Raw genomic sequence first — 17,549 nt, forward strand, 5'->3', positions numbered from 1 at the left:
AATTAATATGTTAGGAAGACTTTTATTGTTGTGCTGAAAATTTTTGCTTAGCTTGATTTATTTTATTTTGATCAGCTTGTTCTGATGGATACCAGCCTTTTGCAGCCATCTTACTATAAATTTGATTTTGCATTTCTAAGGAATCACATAAGGCTTTATCAAATGCAGAATGAACATTTGGAGTAGAGGACTCTATAGTTCCATGCAAATATAAATCAGAAGCACCTTTTACTGTTAATAAAATATCTTCAAGTAAATCTTTATCATTCATAACCATTTCTCCTTATTTCCTATAATAATTGATAAAATTGACTGAATATTTGTTGATGAGTATTAACTAATTGATTAACATAAGATTTAAGCTCAGCGTCTTGAATTTGGTTTGCATAATCTGTGCATTTTGTTTTCATGTGTTTTTCATGATTTAAAGCATCTTGAATATATGATAATTCTTTTGGACTCATGAAATCACCTCCTTAATTAATTTAAAATAGCTTTTACAAATGTATTATGTGATAAATATAATTTTTTATACTATAGACTTATTGATACAAAAAAATTATAGTGATATTATTTTAATAATATTAATGGCTTTTTGAGAAAATAAAAATTAGTTAGAAAGATAGATCAAAAATGATTAAGAGTGAAATATTTTATATTGAAAATGTGCTCTTAGATTTTAATCCTAAATCATATGATGCCTCAAAAATTGATAGCAAAAAAACAAAGGGAATATATATGAATATATTTCAAAGTGAAGAAGGGGCAATACTTAATAGAGGAAACATAAATAAATATGAGAATAAAAAATACTTTCATTAATATAATGTAAATATAAAATTGCAATAATTAAGGTTAATTGAAAGACTCATATCATTCAATGAAATGATATGAGTTTTTTGATAAAAGTGTTAAAATAATAATGAGATATAAGTTATGAATAGATTATATGTCTAAAGGAAAAAAATAATAAGTATAACACCATAGTTAATGTTAGGAGATGTAGAAATGAGCGATTTAAGCGATTTAAAAGAATTGACAAAAGCTAAAGCAGAACAAGAAATGAAGGAATTAAAAGATAAGATAATTGAAAGATTAAGCTCTATTAAAAGAGATGGAATAGATGAATTAATTAAATACCTTGAAGAAAGAACGGATTATTTTACAGCACCAGCCTCTACAAAATTTCATTCGAATTTTGATGGAGGATTAGCATACCATTCAAATAATGTTGTTGAATTATTAATTCATAAAAATAAACAATATAAACTTAATTTAAGTGAGGATACAATTTATCTAACAGGATATTTACACGATCTTTGTAAATGCAATTTGTATGAAAAAACAATGAGATTAAAAAAGGATGAGATGACGGGGAAATGGATAGGTTATGCGTCTTATGAATTTGATGAGAAAATTCCATTAGGTCATGGAGAAAAAAGTGTAATATTACTTCAACAATTTGTAAAATTAAGCTTAGAAGAGTGTTTAATGATAAGATGGCATATGGGGGCATATGTACCTAAAGACGAATATAGGGATTATAATAAAGCAATAGAAATGTATAAATCAGTTTTAGCATTTAGTAATGCAGATGCAGAAGCATCACATTTTTTAGAAGAAGTAAGAGAGCCTGAACTTTACACAATAGAAGAATATAACCAATATGTAAAAAATAAAGCTATGAAAAAGAATAATTAACTATATTTACATTTATATGCATAAGAAATACGTAGTATTTTACAAGAAAATTAAGCATAAGTGACTTTAAATAAAATTATCCCATATATACAAGAAATATTGTCATAAATAGTAGCAATTTTAAAGATAATATAGTAAAATGTCAATGTTGTATGATAAAAGTGCTTCAAAAGAAGGTATACTAAAAGGAATAACACGCCAATAATGTTGTGCATAATATACAACTATAATTTAATTTGAACTAGAAAGGTTGTGATGTTAGGGTTGGAAAACAAGCTGAAGTTATACGGCTTTAACAACCTCACAAAAACACTTAGCTTTAACATCTATGATGTATGCTATGCAAAAAGTGAGCGAGAACAAAAGGACTATATTGCTTACATCGATGAGCAATACAATTCAGAAAGACTTACAAGAATTCTGTGTGATGTAACAGAAAGTATTGGCGCCCATGTACTTAATATTTCAAAACAAGATTATGATCCTCAAGGAGCAAGTGTAACTATTTTAATATCAGAAGAAACTTTAGCAGTTAAGGAAATAGACGCATCTTGTAATAAAGGTGAAATTGAAATTATGAAGACGAGGGAAACTGTTGTTGGGCACTTAGATAAGAGTCATGTAACTGTGCATACTTATCCAGAATATCATCCAGATAATTCAATTGCTACTTTTCGTGTGGATATTGATGTAGCCACTTGCGGAGAAGTTTCTCCCTTGAATGCATTAAACTATCTTATAGGAAGTTTTGATTCAGACATCATAACGATAGATTATCGTGTTAGAGGTTTTACTCGAGATGTTGATGGTAAGAAATTGTTTATAGATCACAAGATGGCATCAATACAAGAATATATTGATGAAGTCACTTTAAAGAAATATGATGCGATGGATATAAATGTATATCAATCAAATATATTTCATACTAAAATGTTAATAAAAGAAATTGAACTTCAAAATTATCTTTTTAACAGGGATGTTTATGAAATTAGGCCAAAGGAAAGGCTTGAAATAGAAAGCAACCTACGCAAAGAAATGATTGAAATTTTCAGTGGAACTAATATATATTAATGGGGGGATTAATAGAGATGAAGAGGAAAGATATGAAATCCCACTCAAGAGCACCAATTTATGAAGCATTAATTGAATATAAAAAGGCTAGAGTGGTTTCGTTTGATGTACCAGGACATAAGCAAGGTAAAGGAAATGCTATGCTTAGAGAGTTTTTAGGAGAGCAATGTTTATCTGTTGATGTAAATTCAATGAAGCCACTTGATAACCTTTGCCATCCAGTATCAGTTATAAAAGAAGCAGAAGAACTTGCAGCAGATGCTTTTGGTTCAAAACATGCATTTTTTATGATAAATGGAACAAGTTCTTCAGTTCAAGCTATGGTTATGAGCGTTTGTAAAAAAGGCGAAAAGATTATAATGCCACGTAATGTTCATAGAAGTGCTATAAATGCTTTAATAATTAGTGGAGCTATTCCAGTTTATATAAATCCAGGAACAAATAAGAAGTTAGGAATTCCTCTTGGAATGTCAATTGAGGATATAAAAAGAGCGATTAAAGAAAATCCAGATGCAAAGGCTGTATTGGTAAACAATCCAACCTATTATGGAATTTGCTCGAATTTAAAAGAAATTACTAAAATTGCACATGAAAATGGAATGTATGTCTTAGTTGATGAGGCACATGGAACTCATTTTTATTTTGGAGAAAATATGCCAATGTCAGCAATAGAAGCTGGGGCAGATATGGCTGCAATCAGTATGCATAAAACTGGAGGATCTTTAACTCAAAGTTCATTTTTGCTTCTAAACTGTGATTTAAATGTTGGATATGTTCGTCAAATAATAAACTTGACTCAAACTACAAGTGCATCGTATCTATTAATGTCCTCACTTGATTTAGCAAGAAGAGATTTAGTACTTCATGGTAAAGAAATTTTCCAAAAGGTTGTTCAAATTTCAGAATATGCAAGAAGTGAAATAAATAAAATAGATGGTTACTATGCGTTTTCAAAAGAATTAATTGATGGGGATGCAGTTTACGATTTTGATGTAACTAAGCTTTCAATATTCACAAGAGATATAGGACTTGCAGGAATTGAAGTATATGATCTTTTAAGAGATGAATATGGTATTCAAATTGAATTTGGTGATATTGGAAACATATTGGCAATCATTTCAGTTGGAGATCGTAGTCTTGCAATTGAAAGGTTAATATCTTCATTATCAGAAATTAAAAGACTACATTCAAGAGATAAAACTGGAATGTTTGATCATGAGTATATTAATCCAGGAGTTGTACTTACACCACAAGAAGCGTTTTACTCACCAAAGGTTTCAGTGCCAATGAGTGAGAGTAATGAAAAAATATGTGCTGAATTTGTAATGTGTTATCCACCAGGAATACCGATTCTTGCTCCAGGAGAAAAAATAACTAAAGAAATTTTAGATTATATAAGTTATGCAAAAGAAAAAGGATGTTTTTTAACTGGAACAGAAGATCCTAAAATTGAAAATATTAATATTGTGGAGGAAAAATAGATGGAGTTATGGTATACAGAACAACATACTGAAAATGTGAGATTTTCAATTAAAGTTGAGAAGGAAATTCATACTGAACAAACTGAATTCCAAAGAATAGACGTGTTAGAAGCTAAGGAATTTGGTAGATTTTTTACGTTAGATGGATTAATGATGGTAACGGAAAAGGATGAATTTATTTATCATGATATGATAGTTCATGTACCAATGGCAACTAATCCTAATATTAAAAAGGTTCTAGTTATAGGTGCTGGAGATGGTGGAACAATAAGAGAACTTACAAGATATAACTCAATAGAGAAAATTGATATGGTTGAAATTGATAAAAGGGTTGTGGACATTTGTAGGGAATATTTTGAGCAAACAGCATGTAAACTTGACGACGAAAGAGTTAATAAATTCTATGAAGATGGGTTGAAATTTGTCCGTGATAAAGAAAATGAGTATGATTTAATAATTGTTGATTCGACAGATCCTTTTGGACCAGGAGAAGGATTATTTACTAAAGAATTTTATGGTAATTGTTATAAAGCATTAAAGGAAGATGGAATTTTGGTAAATCAACATGAAAGCCCATATTATGATAATGATGCGGCAGCAATGAAAGAAGCTCATGAAAAGATAAGCCAATTCTTTCCTATCATTAGAGTATATCAAGCGCATATTCCAACATATCCATCAGGGCATTGGTTATTTGGGTTTGCTTCAAAAATACATCACCCAATTAAAGATTTAGATGCAAATGCTTGGAATAAGTTAAATATAAAAACAAAATATTATAATACAGATCTTCATGTAGGGTGTTTTGCTTTACCTAATTATGTTAAGGAAATGTTACCAGGAATGACAGAATAAAATTAATGGATAAGTTCTAATTAAAATTGAATATTGTTAATTAGAATCTGTAGTTATAAAGTAAATAAATTATAAATAAATGGAGGAGTAAAAAATGGGAAAAGCGTTAATTATTGGTGCTGGCGGTGTTGCTAGTGTTGCTATTCATAAATGTTGTCAAAATTCAGAGGTATTCGAGGAAATTTGCATTGCTAGTAGAACTTTATCAAAATGTGATGCTATAAAGGCTTCATTAGAAGGAAAGACTAAGACTAAGATACAAACAGCAAAGGTAGATGCTGATAATGTACCTGAATTAGTAGAACTTATTAATAAATTTAAACCAGAAGTTGTAATAAATCTTGCCCTTCCTTATCAGGATTTAACAATAATGGATGCTTGTCTAGAAACAAAAGTTCATTATGTTGATACAGCTAATTATGAACCACTTGATACAGCTAAATTTGAATATAAATGGCAATGGGCATATAGAGAAAAATTTGAAAAAGCAGGTATAACAGCATTACTTGGTAGTGGTTTTGATCCAGGTGTTACAGGAGTATTTAGTGCTTATGCACAAAAACATTATTTTGATGAAATAAACTATATCGATATATTAGATGCTAATGCAGGAGATCATGGATATCCTTTTGCAACTAACTTTAACCCAGAAATCAACATTCGTGAAATTACAGCTAAGGGTAGTTATTGGGAAGAAGGAAAATGGGTAGAAACAGAACCTCTTGAATTAAAAGAAGTTTATGATTTCCCAGAAATAGGACCAAAAGATATGTATTTATTACACCATGAAGAATTAGAATCTTTAGGCTTAAATATTAAAGGAATTAAGAGAATTAGATTCTGGATGACATTCTCACAAAAGTATATAACACATTTAAATGTACTTGAAAATGTTGGTATGACTTCTATTGAACCAATTGAATATGAAGGACAACAAATAGTTCCATTACAATTTTTAAAAGCAATTTTACCAGATCCAGCATCACTTGGACCAAGAACAAAAGGTAAGACTAACATAGGTTGTATCTTCCAAGGTAAAAAAGATGGAAAAGATAAGACTTACTATGTTTATAATGTATGTGATCATGAAGAATGTTATAAAGAAGTTGGTTCTCAAGCAATTTCATATACAACTGGAGTTCCAGCTATGATAGGTGCCAGCTTAGTAATGAAAGGGTTATGGAAAAAACCAGGAGTATATAATGTAGAAGAATTTGATCCAGATCCATTTATGAAAGAATTAAATAAATGGGGATTACCATGGAAAGAAGATTTCGCTCCAACTTTAGTTAAGTAGATAAGTGAGAGTCCTAAAAGTGATGCTCCAAATTTTATATTTGGTCAGCAGAACTTTCTCTGTGAACAGCTATGATTTAATGATGGTCACTTACTCTGTGAGTATTCAGTAAGTTTATACGAGTCCAGTTTCCTATAAAGGAAAATAGACTCGTATGTTGACTTGTTATTTGTGAATATAATTTAATATAGGAAATTAAAATAGAAGAAAGTCATTGACTTTCTTCTATATCTTTTCAATGGTATTTTTATACAGGCTATCCTAAAGTGGATTAATTGTTAACTAAAAAGGAGGAATTTTAATGATAGATATAGATGTGAGTAAATTACCATCCCCATGTTACGTGGTAGATGAAAGACTTATTACAAAAAATTTAGAAACTTTAAAATATGTTCAAGATAGTACAGGGTGTAATATTATTCTTGCAACAAAGGCATTTTCAATGTTTTCAACTTTTCCTTTAATCGGAAAGTATCTAAAAGGAGTTACTTCAAGTTCTTTACATGAAGCTAGACTTGGATACGAAGAAATGGGCAAAGAAGTACATATTTATGCTCCAGCATACAGAGAAGATGAATTTGATCAGATTATAAAATATTCTGATCATATAGTATTTAATTCATTTAATCAATGGAAGAAATTTAGAGATAAAGTTAAAAACGTTCAAGGGAAAAAAATTGAATGTGGTATACGTATTAATCCTGAATATTCAGAAATAGAAACGGATATATATAATCCATGTTTTGAAAATTCAAGGATGGGAGTTACTTTAGCTAATTTTGAAGAAGATGAGCTTGAAGGAATAGATGGATTGCACTTCCATACTATGTGTGAGCAAAATTCTGATACTCTTGAACGTACAATAAAAGTTGTAGATGAAAAGTTCGGAAAATACATTAAAAAGATGAAGTGGATTAATTTTGGCGGTGGTCATCATATTACTAGACCAGATTATAACATAGAAACTCTAATAAAATCTATTAATGTTATAAAAGACAAATATGGAGTAGAGGTATATCTTGAACCAGGTGAAGCTATTGCATTAAACACAGGTTTTCTTGTATCGACAGTTTTAGATACAATGAAAAATGGAATGGATATAGCGATACTAGATACTTCAGCAGAATGCCATATGCCGGATGTGCTTGCAATGCCATATAGACCTAATATTATAGGAGCAGGAAAACCAAATGAATTTGAATTTACTTATAGATTTGGAGGACCAACTTGTCTTGCTGGTGATATAATTGGAGACTATTCATTTAAAGAACCATTAAAATCAGGAGATAAACTTGTATTTTGTGATATGGCTATTTATTCAATGGTTAAGAACAATACGTTTAATGGAGTAAACCTTCCTGCAATTGTAAAGTATAGTGAAGAAAAAGGATTAGAAGTAATAAAAGAATTTGGATATGAAGATTTCAAAGAGAGGTTATCTTAAGAATAATATATACGAAATTTACCCAAATATAGAAAAGCATGTGATATTAGATATATCATGTGCTTTTTTCTTTTTTTACTTATATGATATTTTTTGTATAAACTGTTATTTATTTAAAATATAAAATAAATTGACGTTTTATGTTTGTTTATTGATTATTTTCTTTGAGGTGTATGGTCAATATATAATAGTAATTTAATTATACTAAAGAAATTTAATCATATACAGTCATTTGATTTATTATTATAAAGTTTATTGATTTGAAAGTCAATATAATTATAGTAAAAGATGGAAAATTAATAGTAAAATGAAGAGAAAAAAGTAGAATGATAGTAAAAATGCTTTTACGACTTAATTTGTGCATTTTACGATAAAAGTATTTATTTAATTAAGTATTATGCGAAAATTTCTAAATGTGACTCAATTAAAAATATGTTGAAATAAATAGTATTATGGAAAATAATGTTATTTGTAAAAAATAAATTTATTGTATACAAGGGGGATTTAAAAGTGGATGTAATTCAGCAAACCAACAGAACAATATTATTTGAGGAAATAAATCCAGAAAAATTAGATTTAATTACTGTTGTAGGAGATACAAAAGGATTAAATAGTTTAAATGACGATAAAATAAAAGAAATTAATGAATTTCTTTTAGTAAATAGCTTTGATGAATTTTTAGATAAATTCGCACCAGTTGTATATTCCTTTTATAACGCAAACAATCAAAAGGTAATGTACACATTAAAAAAACCAGAAAATTTTCCACCTGAATTAATAACTGAAATTCCAATTAATAAATCTAATGATTTCTTAAAAATGTTATTCACTTTAATTGATACAAAACGTGCACAAGGAATAGCTAATGTTGATTTTAAATTTGAAAATCTATTAGATATGATATCTCCTAAAAAGGTAATGGACGATATAAGACAAACTAGAAAGGAAATTCAGTATACATACAGTAAATATGACGTTTTAGATGATGAAGATCCGAGTAAATTAGATTTAGGTGACAAGCTTAATATTATGTTTGAAGATGCAAGTTTGAATTATAACAACATAATGGCAATGCTACCTCTTGCAATTGAAGATATAAAAACTAGATTATTGCTTGGAGCAGATGATAATGGGAATTCTAATGAACCTCTTAAGCTTGGAGTTTTAAGCATGGGAGAAAATGGTGAATTAAAAGTATTAGAAGCTCCAAAAGTGGAGAAGAATGAATTAATTGCAATAGATGATAAAGCTAATGTAGGTTTAATTGGAGCTTTTGAAGATGATTATGATGAAGTTAACGAAGTTAAGTCAGATTATGTAAAAAGTTTAGTTGTAAGAACATTTTGTCCTTTAGCATCAACAATGGAAAGTTCTGTTGATTTAGATTTAGAAATAAGCAACTATAATACATATTTAGAATTTTACAAAAGTTCAAAAGATGATTTTATAAAAACAGTTAAGCCACTAATAGAAAAAATCATGGGTGTAAAAATGTTCTTTGATCAATATCAAACAAAAAACAAGGGAATGAAGCCAAGCTTATTAGTTACAAATACAAAGCTTAGCAGATTAGTAAATTCTCAAAATATTCCAAGATTAAATACTTATTTAAGTTCAGTAAATGATAAAAATGATTTTGACAATACTATTTGGTTTGGAATAGTTCCATCAATAGAACTTGAAGCGCAAAGTAAGAAGCAAGTTAGAGAAAGATTTAAAGCTAATAAGCAAGTTGAAAAAACAGATTCAAATTCTATGGAAGATTTAGCAATGCTTTTAGATACAGTTCAAAAATATCGTCTGCAAATATTCTTTAGTTTTGAACCAAGAGAAGATACAACCTTTAATCATATAGCTACAGCAGGCGTTGAAAAATTTATAGATAAATGTGAACCTTTATTACGTAAGACTTACAGTGAATTTGCAATTCCATGTATACCAAACTTTACTGTTATTCCAAAAGAAAAATCGGGAGTTGTCTTAGATAAGAGAATGATACTTTCAGAAAATGGAGTAGCAGAGTTGTCTAAGGAAAAAGAAGATATTTTAAAACTTTGGATAGAAGGCGTTTATATTGGAAGCTCATATATAGCAGCAGGGATTGTAGCTGCGTATCAATGTCCAGAATATTTAAGAGAACAGTTTAAAGATGTATATAGTGAATATCCAGGTGTTAGATTTGATATTGAGTCAGGATCAAATGCCTTGATGATTACAACAACATTAGCTAAAGAAATATCTGGCTTCACAAATGAAATCAAAAATATGATAAATAGAAAAAACTTTGGTTTTGTTTTCTCATCAGAAAATGCAAAACTTCAAGGTAAAGATATAAAACAAATTACTGTCTATAAAGCAAGAAGCTTACAAGCTACTGAAAATGATTTTGAATCAGTATATAAGACATTAGTGACAACATATATAGAAAGAATCTTAAGATTCTACACTAATGATTTTAAAGAAGATAATATTATTAAATTCTTCAGTAATAATCCAACAAGTGTTAAGAGTAAGTGGATGGCACATAAAGGTCATAGCAATGCCATTATTAAAGATGGTGATGATATTAACTTTGTAATAAATGAAAGAACTGGAACATGTAATATCGACTTAGTATTTAACGGAAATGTTAAGAACTTAGAAGTTGAAATTACTCGTAACGATGCACATGGAGAAGTAAGCTAATTATAGTAGATGTTTAATTTAATATCTATTTTTAATTATAAATAAAAATTAAAGGGAGGACAAAAAATGGGATTTAGAGTAAAGGTTGAGGGTGCTGAAAGCATTGATTTAAACATTGAAAGTATCGAAACTGTAGAATTTAAAACAGATACTCCAGATGATTCAAATGCACGTTCAACAGATTTAGGAACTTCATTAATTATTACTGGTAAAATATTAACGCCAGTAAATGGAGAAGCAGCAGACACTACAATTAAATTAGCACAATGGTCTCTTGTACCAGCAGAAAAAGCTGATTGTTATAGAAATATAAAAGTAGATGTTATTTCAGCTTCACAAGTAGTAAGACAATTCACATTACCTAATGCTTTTGTAGTAGACTATGAAGAAAACTATGGGGATGTAGAAGGTGTAGGTACATTTAAATTGTACGTTAAACAAAAGAAGGACAAAACAGCAGCAGTTAAATTTGAAGGCGGTTTTGGTGAATAAAAATTAAAAATAAGGAGGATGTTAGTAAATGGGATTTAGAGTAAAAATTGAAGGTGCAGAAACAATAGATCTTAGTATAGAAAGTGTTGAAACTGTAAAGTTTTCTACAGATACTCCAAAAGACACAAATGCAAGATCAAAAGATGTAGGAAGCACTATGATTGTATCTGGTAAAATATTAACAGCAGTAGATGGAGATCCATTTGATAGTACAAGAAAAATGGGTACATGGTCATTAGTACCAGCAGAAAAAGCTGACTGTTATAGAAAAATAACTGTAGAGGTAATTTCAGCAGATCAAGTTATAAGAAAAATAACATATCCAAATGCTTTTGTAGTAGATTACAAAGAAACTTTTGGAGATACTGAAGGAATAGGTACTTTTGAACTTGTTGTAAGACAAAAAAAAGACAAGCTAAGTACAGTTACAATAGAAGGCGGATATAGCGCTTAATATTAAAGTGATTATTGATTTTTCTTTTGGAGTTTTACTCCAAAAGAAAAATCTTTTACTATAATACGGGGTATTCCAAAATATTCCTAAGGGATGAGGTATAAGGTGAAAGATTATTATAAGATATTAAACTTATCAGTTAATTCCAACAATGATGAAATAAAAAAAGCTTTTAGAAGTTTAGCAAAAAAATATCATCCAGATAGAAATAAAGATGATAAGGAAGCTTTAACAAAGTTTCAAGAGATAAATGAAGCTTATGAAGTTTTAAGTAACGAAGATTCAAGGAAAAAATACGATAATGAAAGATCCAATAATCAAGGAAATAGTAACAAAGAAACAAATAATAAGAATAATAAATCTTCTAATAGTAATAAAAAATACCAAGATAAAGGTGAAAGTATAGAAAACTTAAACAAATATTTTGAAAGTTTTTTTGGATTCGATGCTAATTCTAATAGCATTAATAAGGAGAAATTAAAAAAGGAAAAGAATCCAATAGATACAAGTAAAATGTTTGAGAGCTTTTTTAATATAAAAAGAAAGTAATGGAGTGAGTTACTTTGAATGAAGAAAATAATATGAATTTTAATAATAAATTATTGGTCACAATGCAGATAATTAATGTATTTATAGGAGTTATAATTGCTTTAATATGCGTAGTTGCTTATATGACAATAGAATCAATTTATATAAGAGGTCTAATTATATTAATTTCAATAAGTTTTGGAATAGTATGTTTTATTAATTTATATAAAAGATTGCACAAAGAAGAGATAATACAGGATGATAGTAACATTAGCAGAATTGTACTAGTTAATGAGGATAATGAAATTATAAGGACTTGGGATATAGGAGATAAAATATCATTTCTTATTGGAAAAAATTCAATAGATAATGATGTATTTGTAGATTTGGCAGGTTCTATATATTCAAAGTTTGTAGAAAACAATCATGCAGTTTTAAATTATGCAGCAGGAAAGTGGTATATAGAAGATTTGTCTGAAAAAAGTGGAATTAGTATAAAAAAAAATAATGATGATATAAAATATAGAATTGTAAAAGATGCTCCTTGTGAATTAAAGAGAGGAGATATTCTATTTATTTCTAATATTAAATTTTTACTTAAGTAGAGAGCCCAAATCTATGATATGGTGCGAATCACTTACTCAGCGACTGAAAGGAGTCGAGTTTCATAAGTAGAGAACCAAAATCTATGATTTTGTGTGAATCACTTACTCAGCGACTGAAAGGAGTCGAGTTTCATATATATAAAAGAAGGAGAGATATAAATGGGACTTATTAGATGTCCAAATGGACATATGTTTAGTGAAAGACGTTATGGACCCATATGCCCATATTGCAATATAGATACTTCAAAAAAAGAAAGACCAGAACCAGTTGAAGAAAAATTCGAGATAGAAACTAATCTTTTATATCAAGAAATAGAACCGGTCTGCGGATGGCTTGTATGTATTGAAGGTTCAAGGGTTGGTAAAGACTATAAAATAAAGAATGGAAAAAACTTTATAGGAAGATCAGATGATATGGATATACAGATAATAGGTGATAATGATATTGCGGCTAGAAACCATGCAATAGTAGTTTATGATCCTAAGAAAAAGAATTATGTATTATTACCAGGAGATTCTTCCGGGATTGCTTATTTAAATGAAGAACCTGCTTATATGCCGTCAGAACTATCTGGTTATGATGTAATTGAGCTTGGGAAAAGTAAATTTTTATTTGTACCATTTTGTGGAGAACATTTTGAATGGCAAGATAATGAGTAGGAGCATAAGATATGCTGAAGGTTAATAATTATTCAAATTTAAATTTAATACTATTACTTGGAGTAAGCCTTTTAATTTTATTTCTTATAAAGAGTTTCTTACTTGAAAAAATAAATAAAAAAGACTTAGAAATAGCAAAAGAAATAAGTATCGGATATGAAGAAATTCAAGAAGATTATGGTGAGGTATTGACTTCACCTAATGGAACTTTGGCTGTTCTAGCAGATGGACTTGGTAAGAATGAAGCAGGGAGAATTTCGAGTATTACATCAGTTAAAACGATAATAAAGATGTTTAAAGAAGAGGGCAGCAAAGAGAGATTGCTTTACTTTTTTAAAAAAGCTTTTAATAAAGCAAATCGTGAAATTATAAAAAGAGTTGAAAAAGATAAAGGGGGAGCAAGCGTACTGTCTGTAATTATAACTAATAATTTATTAAATTATGCTTTAGTTGGAGATGTTATGCTTGCTATTTTTAGAAACAAAGAACTTGTTAAATTAAGTGAAGGACATTCAATAAGTGAAATAGCAAAAAGAGAATATTATAATGGAAAGCTTGAAAAAGCAAAAGCATTATATGCAATTAAGGAAAAGAAACTTTTATATTATGTTGGACAAGAATCATTTAAAGATATAGAAATTTCAGAAATTCCAATTGAGCTTTATAAGGATGATATTGTTGTGCTTATGACTAAAGGTATATATGAAGGTTTAAAGTGGGTAGAATTTGAAAAAATTTTAAATAATAAGAAAGTTCATGTAAATGAAATATGTGAAGAAATAATGATAAGCATTGCAAATAATAATAAAAGTAATTGTAATGGCAGTATTATACTTATAAAATATTGTGGTAAAAAAAGAAAAGCTGCTGCTACTAACCAAAATAATTATTAAAACTAAGTTAGGGTGAACAAAATGAGGAAGCTAAACTCCAAATTTAAGACAAGTTTCATATCAGAAGAAGGAACTTTCTTGCAAAATAAAGATTACTTTGCATTTATTGAACTAGATAAATATGCATGTTATGTAATTGCGGATGGAATAGATGAGGATAAAGAATTAGAAAGTGCAAAAATAGCCGTAACAGCATTTATAAGAAATTTCACTGCAAAACCTACGATGAACAAATTTACTATAAGAAAATATTTAAAAGACGTAAACAATGAATTAATAGGAAATAGTAGAAATGTTAGATTAAAAGCATCAATTACAGTGGTGATAACTAATTATAGTAAATTAATTTATTCAGTCATAGGAAATAGTAGATTTTATTATTTCAAGGACGGGTATTTAAATCATAAAAGTAAGGATCAGTCTTTAGCTCAACAGTTAACAGATGATGAAATGATTCCATTAGATGCAATGTCAAAGCATATTGAAAGGAATAATCTTTCAGCTTACTTAGGGCAAAATGATTTAGTCAAGCCTTACATATCAAAAAAAATTAAACTTTCAGACGGAGACGTATTTGCACTACTTACAAAGGGAATATGGGAAAATTGTGATGCTAAAGAAATAGAAGATTCATTAGAAGGTGCAAAGGAGCCTAAAGAGGTTATTGATAATGTTGAAGATATGATTTTATCAAAGCAGTTAAAGGAAATAGAGAACTATACCTTAGCAATGACCTTTGTAGAAAAAGCATACTTAGATCCTAAAAGAGGCAAAAAGATAAAAATAGCCATAATAGTTGCAATACTCTTACTCTTAATTATAGCAATAGGAGTAGGGGCATTTATAATTTATAAAAATAAGAAGCAGGATGATATTTCTGCTATGGCTGAAAACAAAAAAAATGCTGAAGAATATATAAAGAATGGAAATATGGAAAAAGCTGATGAAGAATACAAAAATGCTTTAGATATAGCAAAAAAATATAAGCTTGTAGATGATTCAAGGATTTTAGATGATGATTATAAATATGTAGGATTAATAATTGATGGAGATAAAGCTTTAGACAGTAAAAAATATGAAGATGCCTTAGATAAGTACGTTTTAGCTTTGGAAAGAGCTGGTGATGCTGAAGATATAGGTAGGAATTATATATTAAAAAAGATAGATATGGTTAAGAATTGTATAAAAGTAGCAGATTTATTGACCTTAGCAGATAAACAATTAGATGCTGGACAAACAGATGATGCTCTAGCAAATTACATGGTAGCTAAGGATTTAGCCTTGGACTCTTATTTAAAAGACGAAAAGAAAGAAGCTATGGATAAAATACAAAAAATATATGATCAAAAGGCTGCTGATACAAAACAAAAAAAAGATGATGAAGATAAAGCAGCAGCAGATAAAAAACAAGCAGATGATGATACTAAGAAAAAAGAAGATGATGCAGCTAAAAAGGCAGAAGAAGACAAAAAGGCAGCTGAGGAAAAGCAAAATAAGGCAATAGATTTAAGAAAAAATGGAGATTTAAAATACACCCAAGGTGACTATGTAAGTGCAAAAATGTATTATGCATTAGCTAAGGAAGGTTTTGAGGAAATAAATTGCCATAGTTTAGCTGATGAATTAGAAGAAAAAATAGCTCTTATGGATAAAAAAATTAATGAAGTGGCAGATAAAAAAGGGGAAGCAGATAAATATGTACAAGAAGCTGATAAAAGATATTCAGCAGGTGACATAGCATCAGCAAAAGTATTATATCTTTTAGCTAAAGATGTATATAGCAGCTTAGGTGATACTGATAATGTATCAAAAGTAACTGAAAAAATAACTGCTATAGACCAAGCTTTAGCTAAAGCTCAAACAGCAGCAAAATAAATTAATAGTTAAAAGTAGGTGAAAAAATGGATGATAGAATTTATGAGAAATTAAATGAAGTGAAAGACTTAAATGATAGAGTGTTGCTAAAACAAATAATGAATAGTGTATTTGAGTCTTTAGAACAATATTCAAAGGATAGACTTTATGAATTAGAAAAACGAGTATTCAATGAAGTGCCATATATAAAAGAAAAATATAATATTTATTCAAGCATAGTTAAAAGAGATAAATTAGATATAACTGATAAATTTTTGCATCCAATGTTATATGAAGATACTGAAGAAAAGGTTTATGATACATTAGAAATTTTGAAGACTCTTGAGAATAACGAACCTAAGAATATGTTTAAAGTTTTTCTTAAATGTGATTATTTAATTGTTAAGGAATTTTTGAAGAATAACTCAAATATAAAAGGAGTTATAGAAACTAATAAAAAAGTTCATGAAGCATATTTCAAGGTTGCAGAAAACAAAAAATATACAAATAAGATATGCAAAATATATAAAAGTTTTATAAATAGTAATATAGCATGGACAACAATTAATAATCCTTATATTAATAAGATTGCAGATGTAGTTTTAGTAGGATGCGAAGATAAAATTGAGGATGACGAAGAGATAGTAAAAATTGAAGTGGATTTTGGAGAATGCAATAAATATGTTGAATATGACATGGTTCCTATTTGGAATGTGAAAGAAATAAGATTAAAGAGTGATGGATATCCAACACCTTGCATAGACAGAATCAATTATGAACATAATGTTTCAATTGGAAAAGAAGGAAAACATAATGGATATTTAGTTGATTATAAAAATCCACATATTAATTTTGTCACATTCACAAAAGAATCAATAGTAATTACTTCTGCGGCAGATATAGATACAACGGTATTTTGGAATTTTTGGTGTATTGTATCACCAAATGAAAGACAAAATGAGAAATATCAATATGAACTTATGACTAATGAAGTTAATATGAATTTTGCAAACAAATTAGCCTTCCAAAAGCCATATGCAATAAAAACAAAAATGGAACTTGCAAGAGTTATAAATTCTTTTAACGTATCAAAATATTTAATATTCAAGGAGTTTAAATTGCAAGAAGGTTACTCAGAAGAGTTAAAGCAAACATATGAAGTAAATGACTTTATAATTGATGAAATAAGAGATGAAAATATAAAGAAAGTTCTTATTCTATATTTTGAACCAGTAAATAAAAGAAGTTATTTAAATAAAGATATTTTAAGTTTTTTAGTATCTGAAATTCAATATCTTTATCCGGAATATGAATGTGAAGGGAAATTAACATGAATTACATTTGGGATATATTATTAAAAGCGGATAAGCAAAATATTCCTAGAAAAAGTTTAAAATTTATACAAGCTGGGATACGTAGTCCTTATATGGAACTTGCTTTTGAATATCTTAATTTAACTTCATTGCCAGAAGATAATGTTATCGAAGTAAATGAATGCTATAGATTTTATGAGATTTTTAAGGATTTAT

At 28.5% G+C, this 17,549-nt stretch carries 18 protein-coding genes and 1 pseudogene; 17 read left to right on the plus strand and 2 right to left on the minus strand.

What is annotated here, in order from left to right:
- Positions 1-22 precede the first annotated feature (22 nt).
- Both CLPUN_RS17110 and CLPUN_RS28180 read right to left on the minus strand, forming a co-directional pair.
- A complete protein-coding gene (locus tag CLPUN_RS17110) occupies positions 23-271 on the minus strand; it encodes a spore coat protein (protein WP_077848457.1) in 249 nt (82 codons plus the stop codon).
- A gap of 19 nt (positions 272-290) precedes the next feature.
- Positions 291-464, minus strand: coding sequence for a hypothetical protein (locus CLPUN_RS28180; RefSeq protein ID WP_198944361.1), 174 nt, complete (start codon positions 462-464; stop codon positions 291-293).
- 169 nt (positions 465-633) lie between these two features.
- Here CLPUN_RS28180 and CLPUN_RS17115 point away from each other — a divergent pair, with 169 nt between their 5' ends.
- From CLPUN_RS17115 to CLPUN_RS17195, 17 genes and pseudogenes are all read left to right on the plus strand, one after another.
- On the plus strand, positions 634-822 hold the full coding sequence (locus CLPUN_RS17115; RefSeq protein ID WP_077848458.1) for a hypothetical protein: 189 nt from the start codon (positions 634-636) through the stop codon (positions 820-822).
- A 186-nt stretch (positions 823-1,008) separates the two neighbouring features.
- Entirely contained in the window at positions 1,009-1,701 is a 693-nt protein-coding gene (locus CLPUN_RS17120) for a hypothetical protein (RefSeq protein WP_077848459.1), read from the plus strand.
- A gap of 252 nt (positions 1,702-1,953) precedes the next feature.
- Positions 1,954-2,772, plus strand: coding sequence for an adenosylmethionine decarboxylase (gene speD, locus CLPUN_RS17125; RefSeq protein WP_198944362.1), 819 nt, complete (start codon positions 1,954-1,956; stop codon positions 2,770-2,772).
- A 17-nt stretch (positions 2,773-2,789) separates the two neighbouring features.
- Positions 2,790-4,253, plus strand: a complete 1,464-nt coding sequence (locus CLPUN_RS17130; RefSeq protein WP_077848461.1) for an aminotransferase class I/II-fold pyridoxal phosphate-dependent enzyme — start codon at positions 2,790-2,792, stop codon at positions 4,251-4,253.
- Positions 4,254-5,108, plus strand: coding sequence for a polyamine aminopropyltransferase (speE, locus tag CLPUN_RS17135; RefSeq protein WP_077848462.1), 855 nt, complete (start codon positions 4,254-4,256; stop codon positions 5,106-5,108).
- A 94-nt stretch (positions 5,109-5,202) separates the two neighbouring features.
- Complete coding sequence (locus CLPUN_RS17140; protein ID WP_077848463.1) at positions 5,203-6,405, plus strand: saccharopine dehydrogenase family protein; 1,203 nt, start codon at positions 5,203-5,205, stop codon at positions 6,403-6,405.
- A gap of 301 nt (positions 6,406-6,706) precedes the next feature.
- Positions 6,707-7,849 carry a carboxynorspermidine decarboxylase gene (gene nspC / locus CLPUN_RS17145; protein ID WP_077848464.1) on the plus strand — a complete coding sequence of 381 codons (1,143 nt, stop codon included), beginning with the start codon at positions 6,707-6,709 and terminating at the stop codon, positions 7,847-7,849.
- A gap of 510 nt (positions 7,850-8,359) precedes the next feature.
- Positions 8,360-10,534 carry a transcriptional regulator gene (locus tag CLPUN_RS17150; protein WP_077848465.1) on the plus strand — a complete coding sequence of 725 codons (2,175 nt, stop codon included), beginning with the start codon at positions 8,360-8,362 and terminating at the stop codon, positions 10,532-10,534.
- Between the two features lie 66 nt (positions 10,535-10,600).
- Positions 10,601-11,026: a membrane-associated protease 1 gene (locus CLPUN_RS17155; RefSeq protein WP_077848466.1), complete on the plus strand. Its 426-nt coding sequence runs from the start codon at positions 10,601-10,603 to the stop codon at positions 11,024-11,026.
- 28 nt (positions 11,027-11,054) lie between these two features.
- The gene (locus CLPUN_RS17160) at positions 11,055-11,480 is read left to right on the plus strand and encodes a membrane-associated protease 1 (protein WP_077848467.1); all 426 of its coding nucleotides are present in this window, start codon (positions 11,055-11,057) and stop codon (positions 11,478-11,480) included.
- A gap of 105 nt (positions 11,481-11,585) precedes the next feature.
- Positions 11,586-12,029, plus strand: coding sequence for a DnaJ domain-containing protein (locus tag CLPUN_RS17165; protein WP_077848468.1), 444 nt, complete (start codon positions 11,586-11,588; stop codon positions 12,027-12,029).
- A gap of 14 nt (positions 12,030-12,043) precedes the next feature.
- Positions 12,044-12,613 carry an FHA domain-containing protein gene (locus tag CLPUN_RS17170; protein ID WP_077848469.1) on the plus strand — a complete coding sequence of 190 codons (570 nt, stop codon included), beginning with the start codon at positions 12,044-12,046 and terminating at the stop codon, positions 12,611-12,613.
- 159 nt (positions 12,614-12,772) lie between these two features.
- Positions 12,773-13,273, plus strand: a complete 501-nt coding sequence (locus tag CLPUN_RS17175) for an FHA domain-containing protein (RefSeq protein WP_077848470.1) — start codon at positions 12,773-12,775, stop codon at positions 13,271-13,273.
- 11 nt (positions 13,274-13,284) lie between these two features.
- Positions 13,285-14,166 carry a PP2C family protein-serine/threonine phosphatase gene (locus CLPUN_RS17180; RefSeq protein WP_077848471.1) on the plus strand — a complete coding sequence of 294 codons (882 nt, stop codon included), beginning with the start codon at positions 13,285-13,287 and terminating at the stop codon, positions 14,164-14,166.
- Positions 14,167-14,187: 21 nt separating this feature from the next.
- Positions 14,188-16,041: a PP2C family protein-serine/threonine phosphatase gene (locus CLPUN_RS17185; RefSeq protein WP_077848472.1), complete on the plus strand. Its 1,854-nt coding sequence runs from the start codon at positions 14,188-14,190 to the stop codon at positions 16,039-16,041.
- Positions 16,042-16,067: 26 nt separating this feature from the next.
- Complete coding sequence (locus CLPUN_RS17190) at positions 16,068-17,354, plus strand: normocyte-binding protein (protein ID WP_077848473.1); 1,287 nt, start codon at positions 16,068-16,070, stop codon at positions 17,352-17,354.
- Positions 17,351-17,549 (plus strand): annotated as a pseudogene (locus CLPUN_RS17195) (hypothetical protein); the annotation flags it as partial. The gene CLPUN_RS17190 and the pseudogene CLPUN_RS17195, both read left to right, overlap by 4 nt.

Origin of the sequence: Clostridium puniceum (assembly GCF_002006345.1) — a bacterium.
In the GTDB taxonomy this organism is placed as follows: Bacteria; Bacillota; Clostridia; order Clostridiales; family Clostridiaceae; genus Clostridium; species Clostridium puniceum.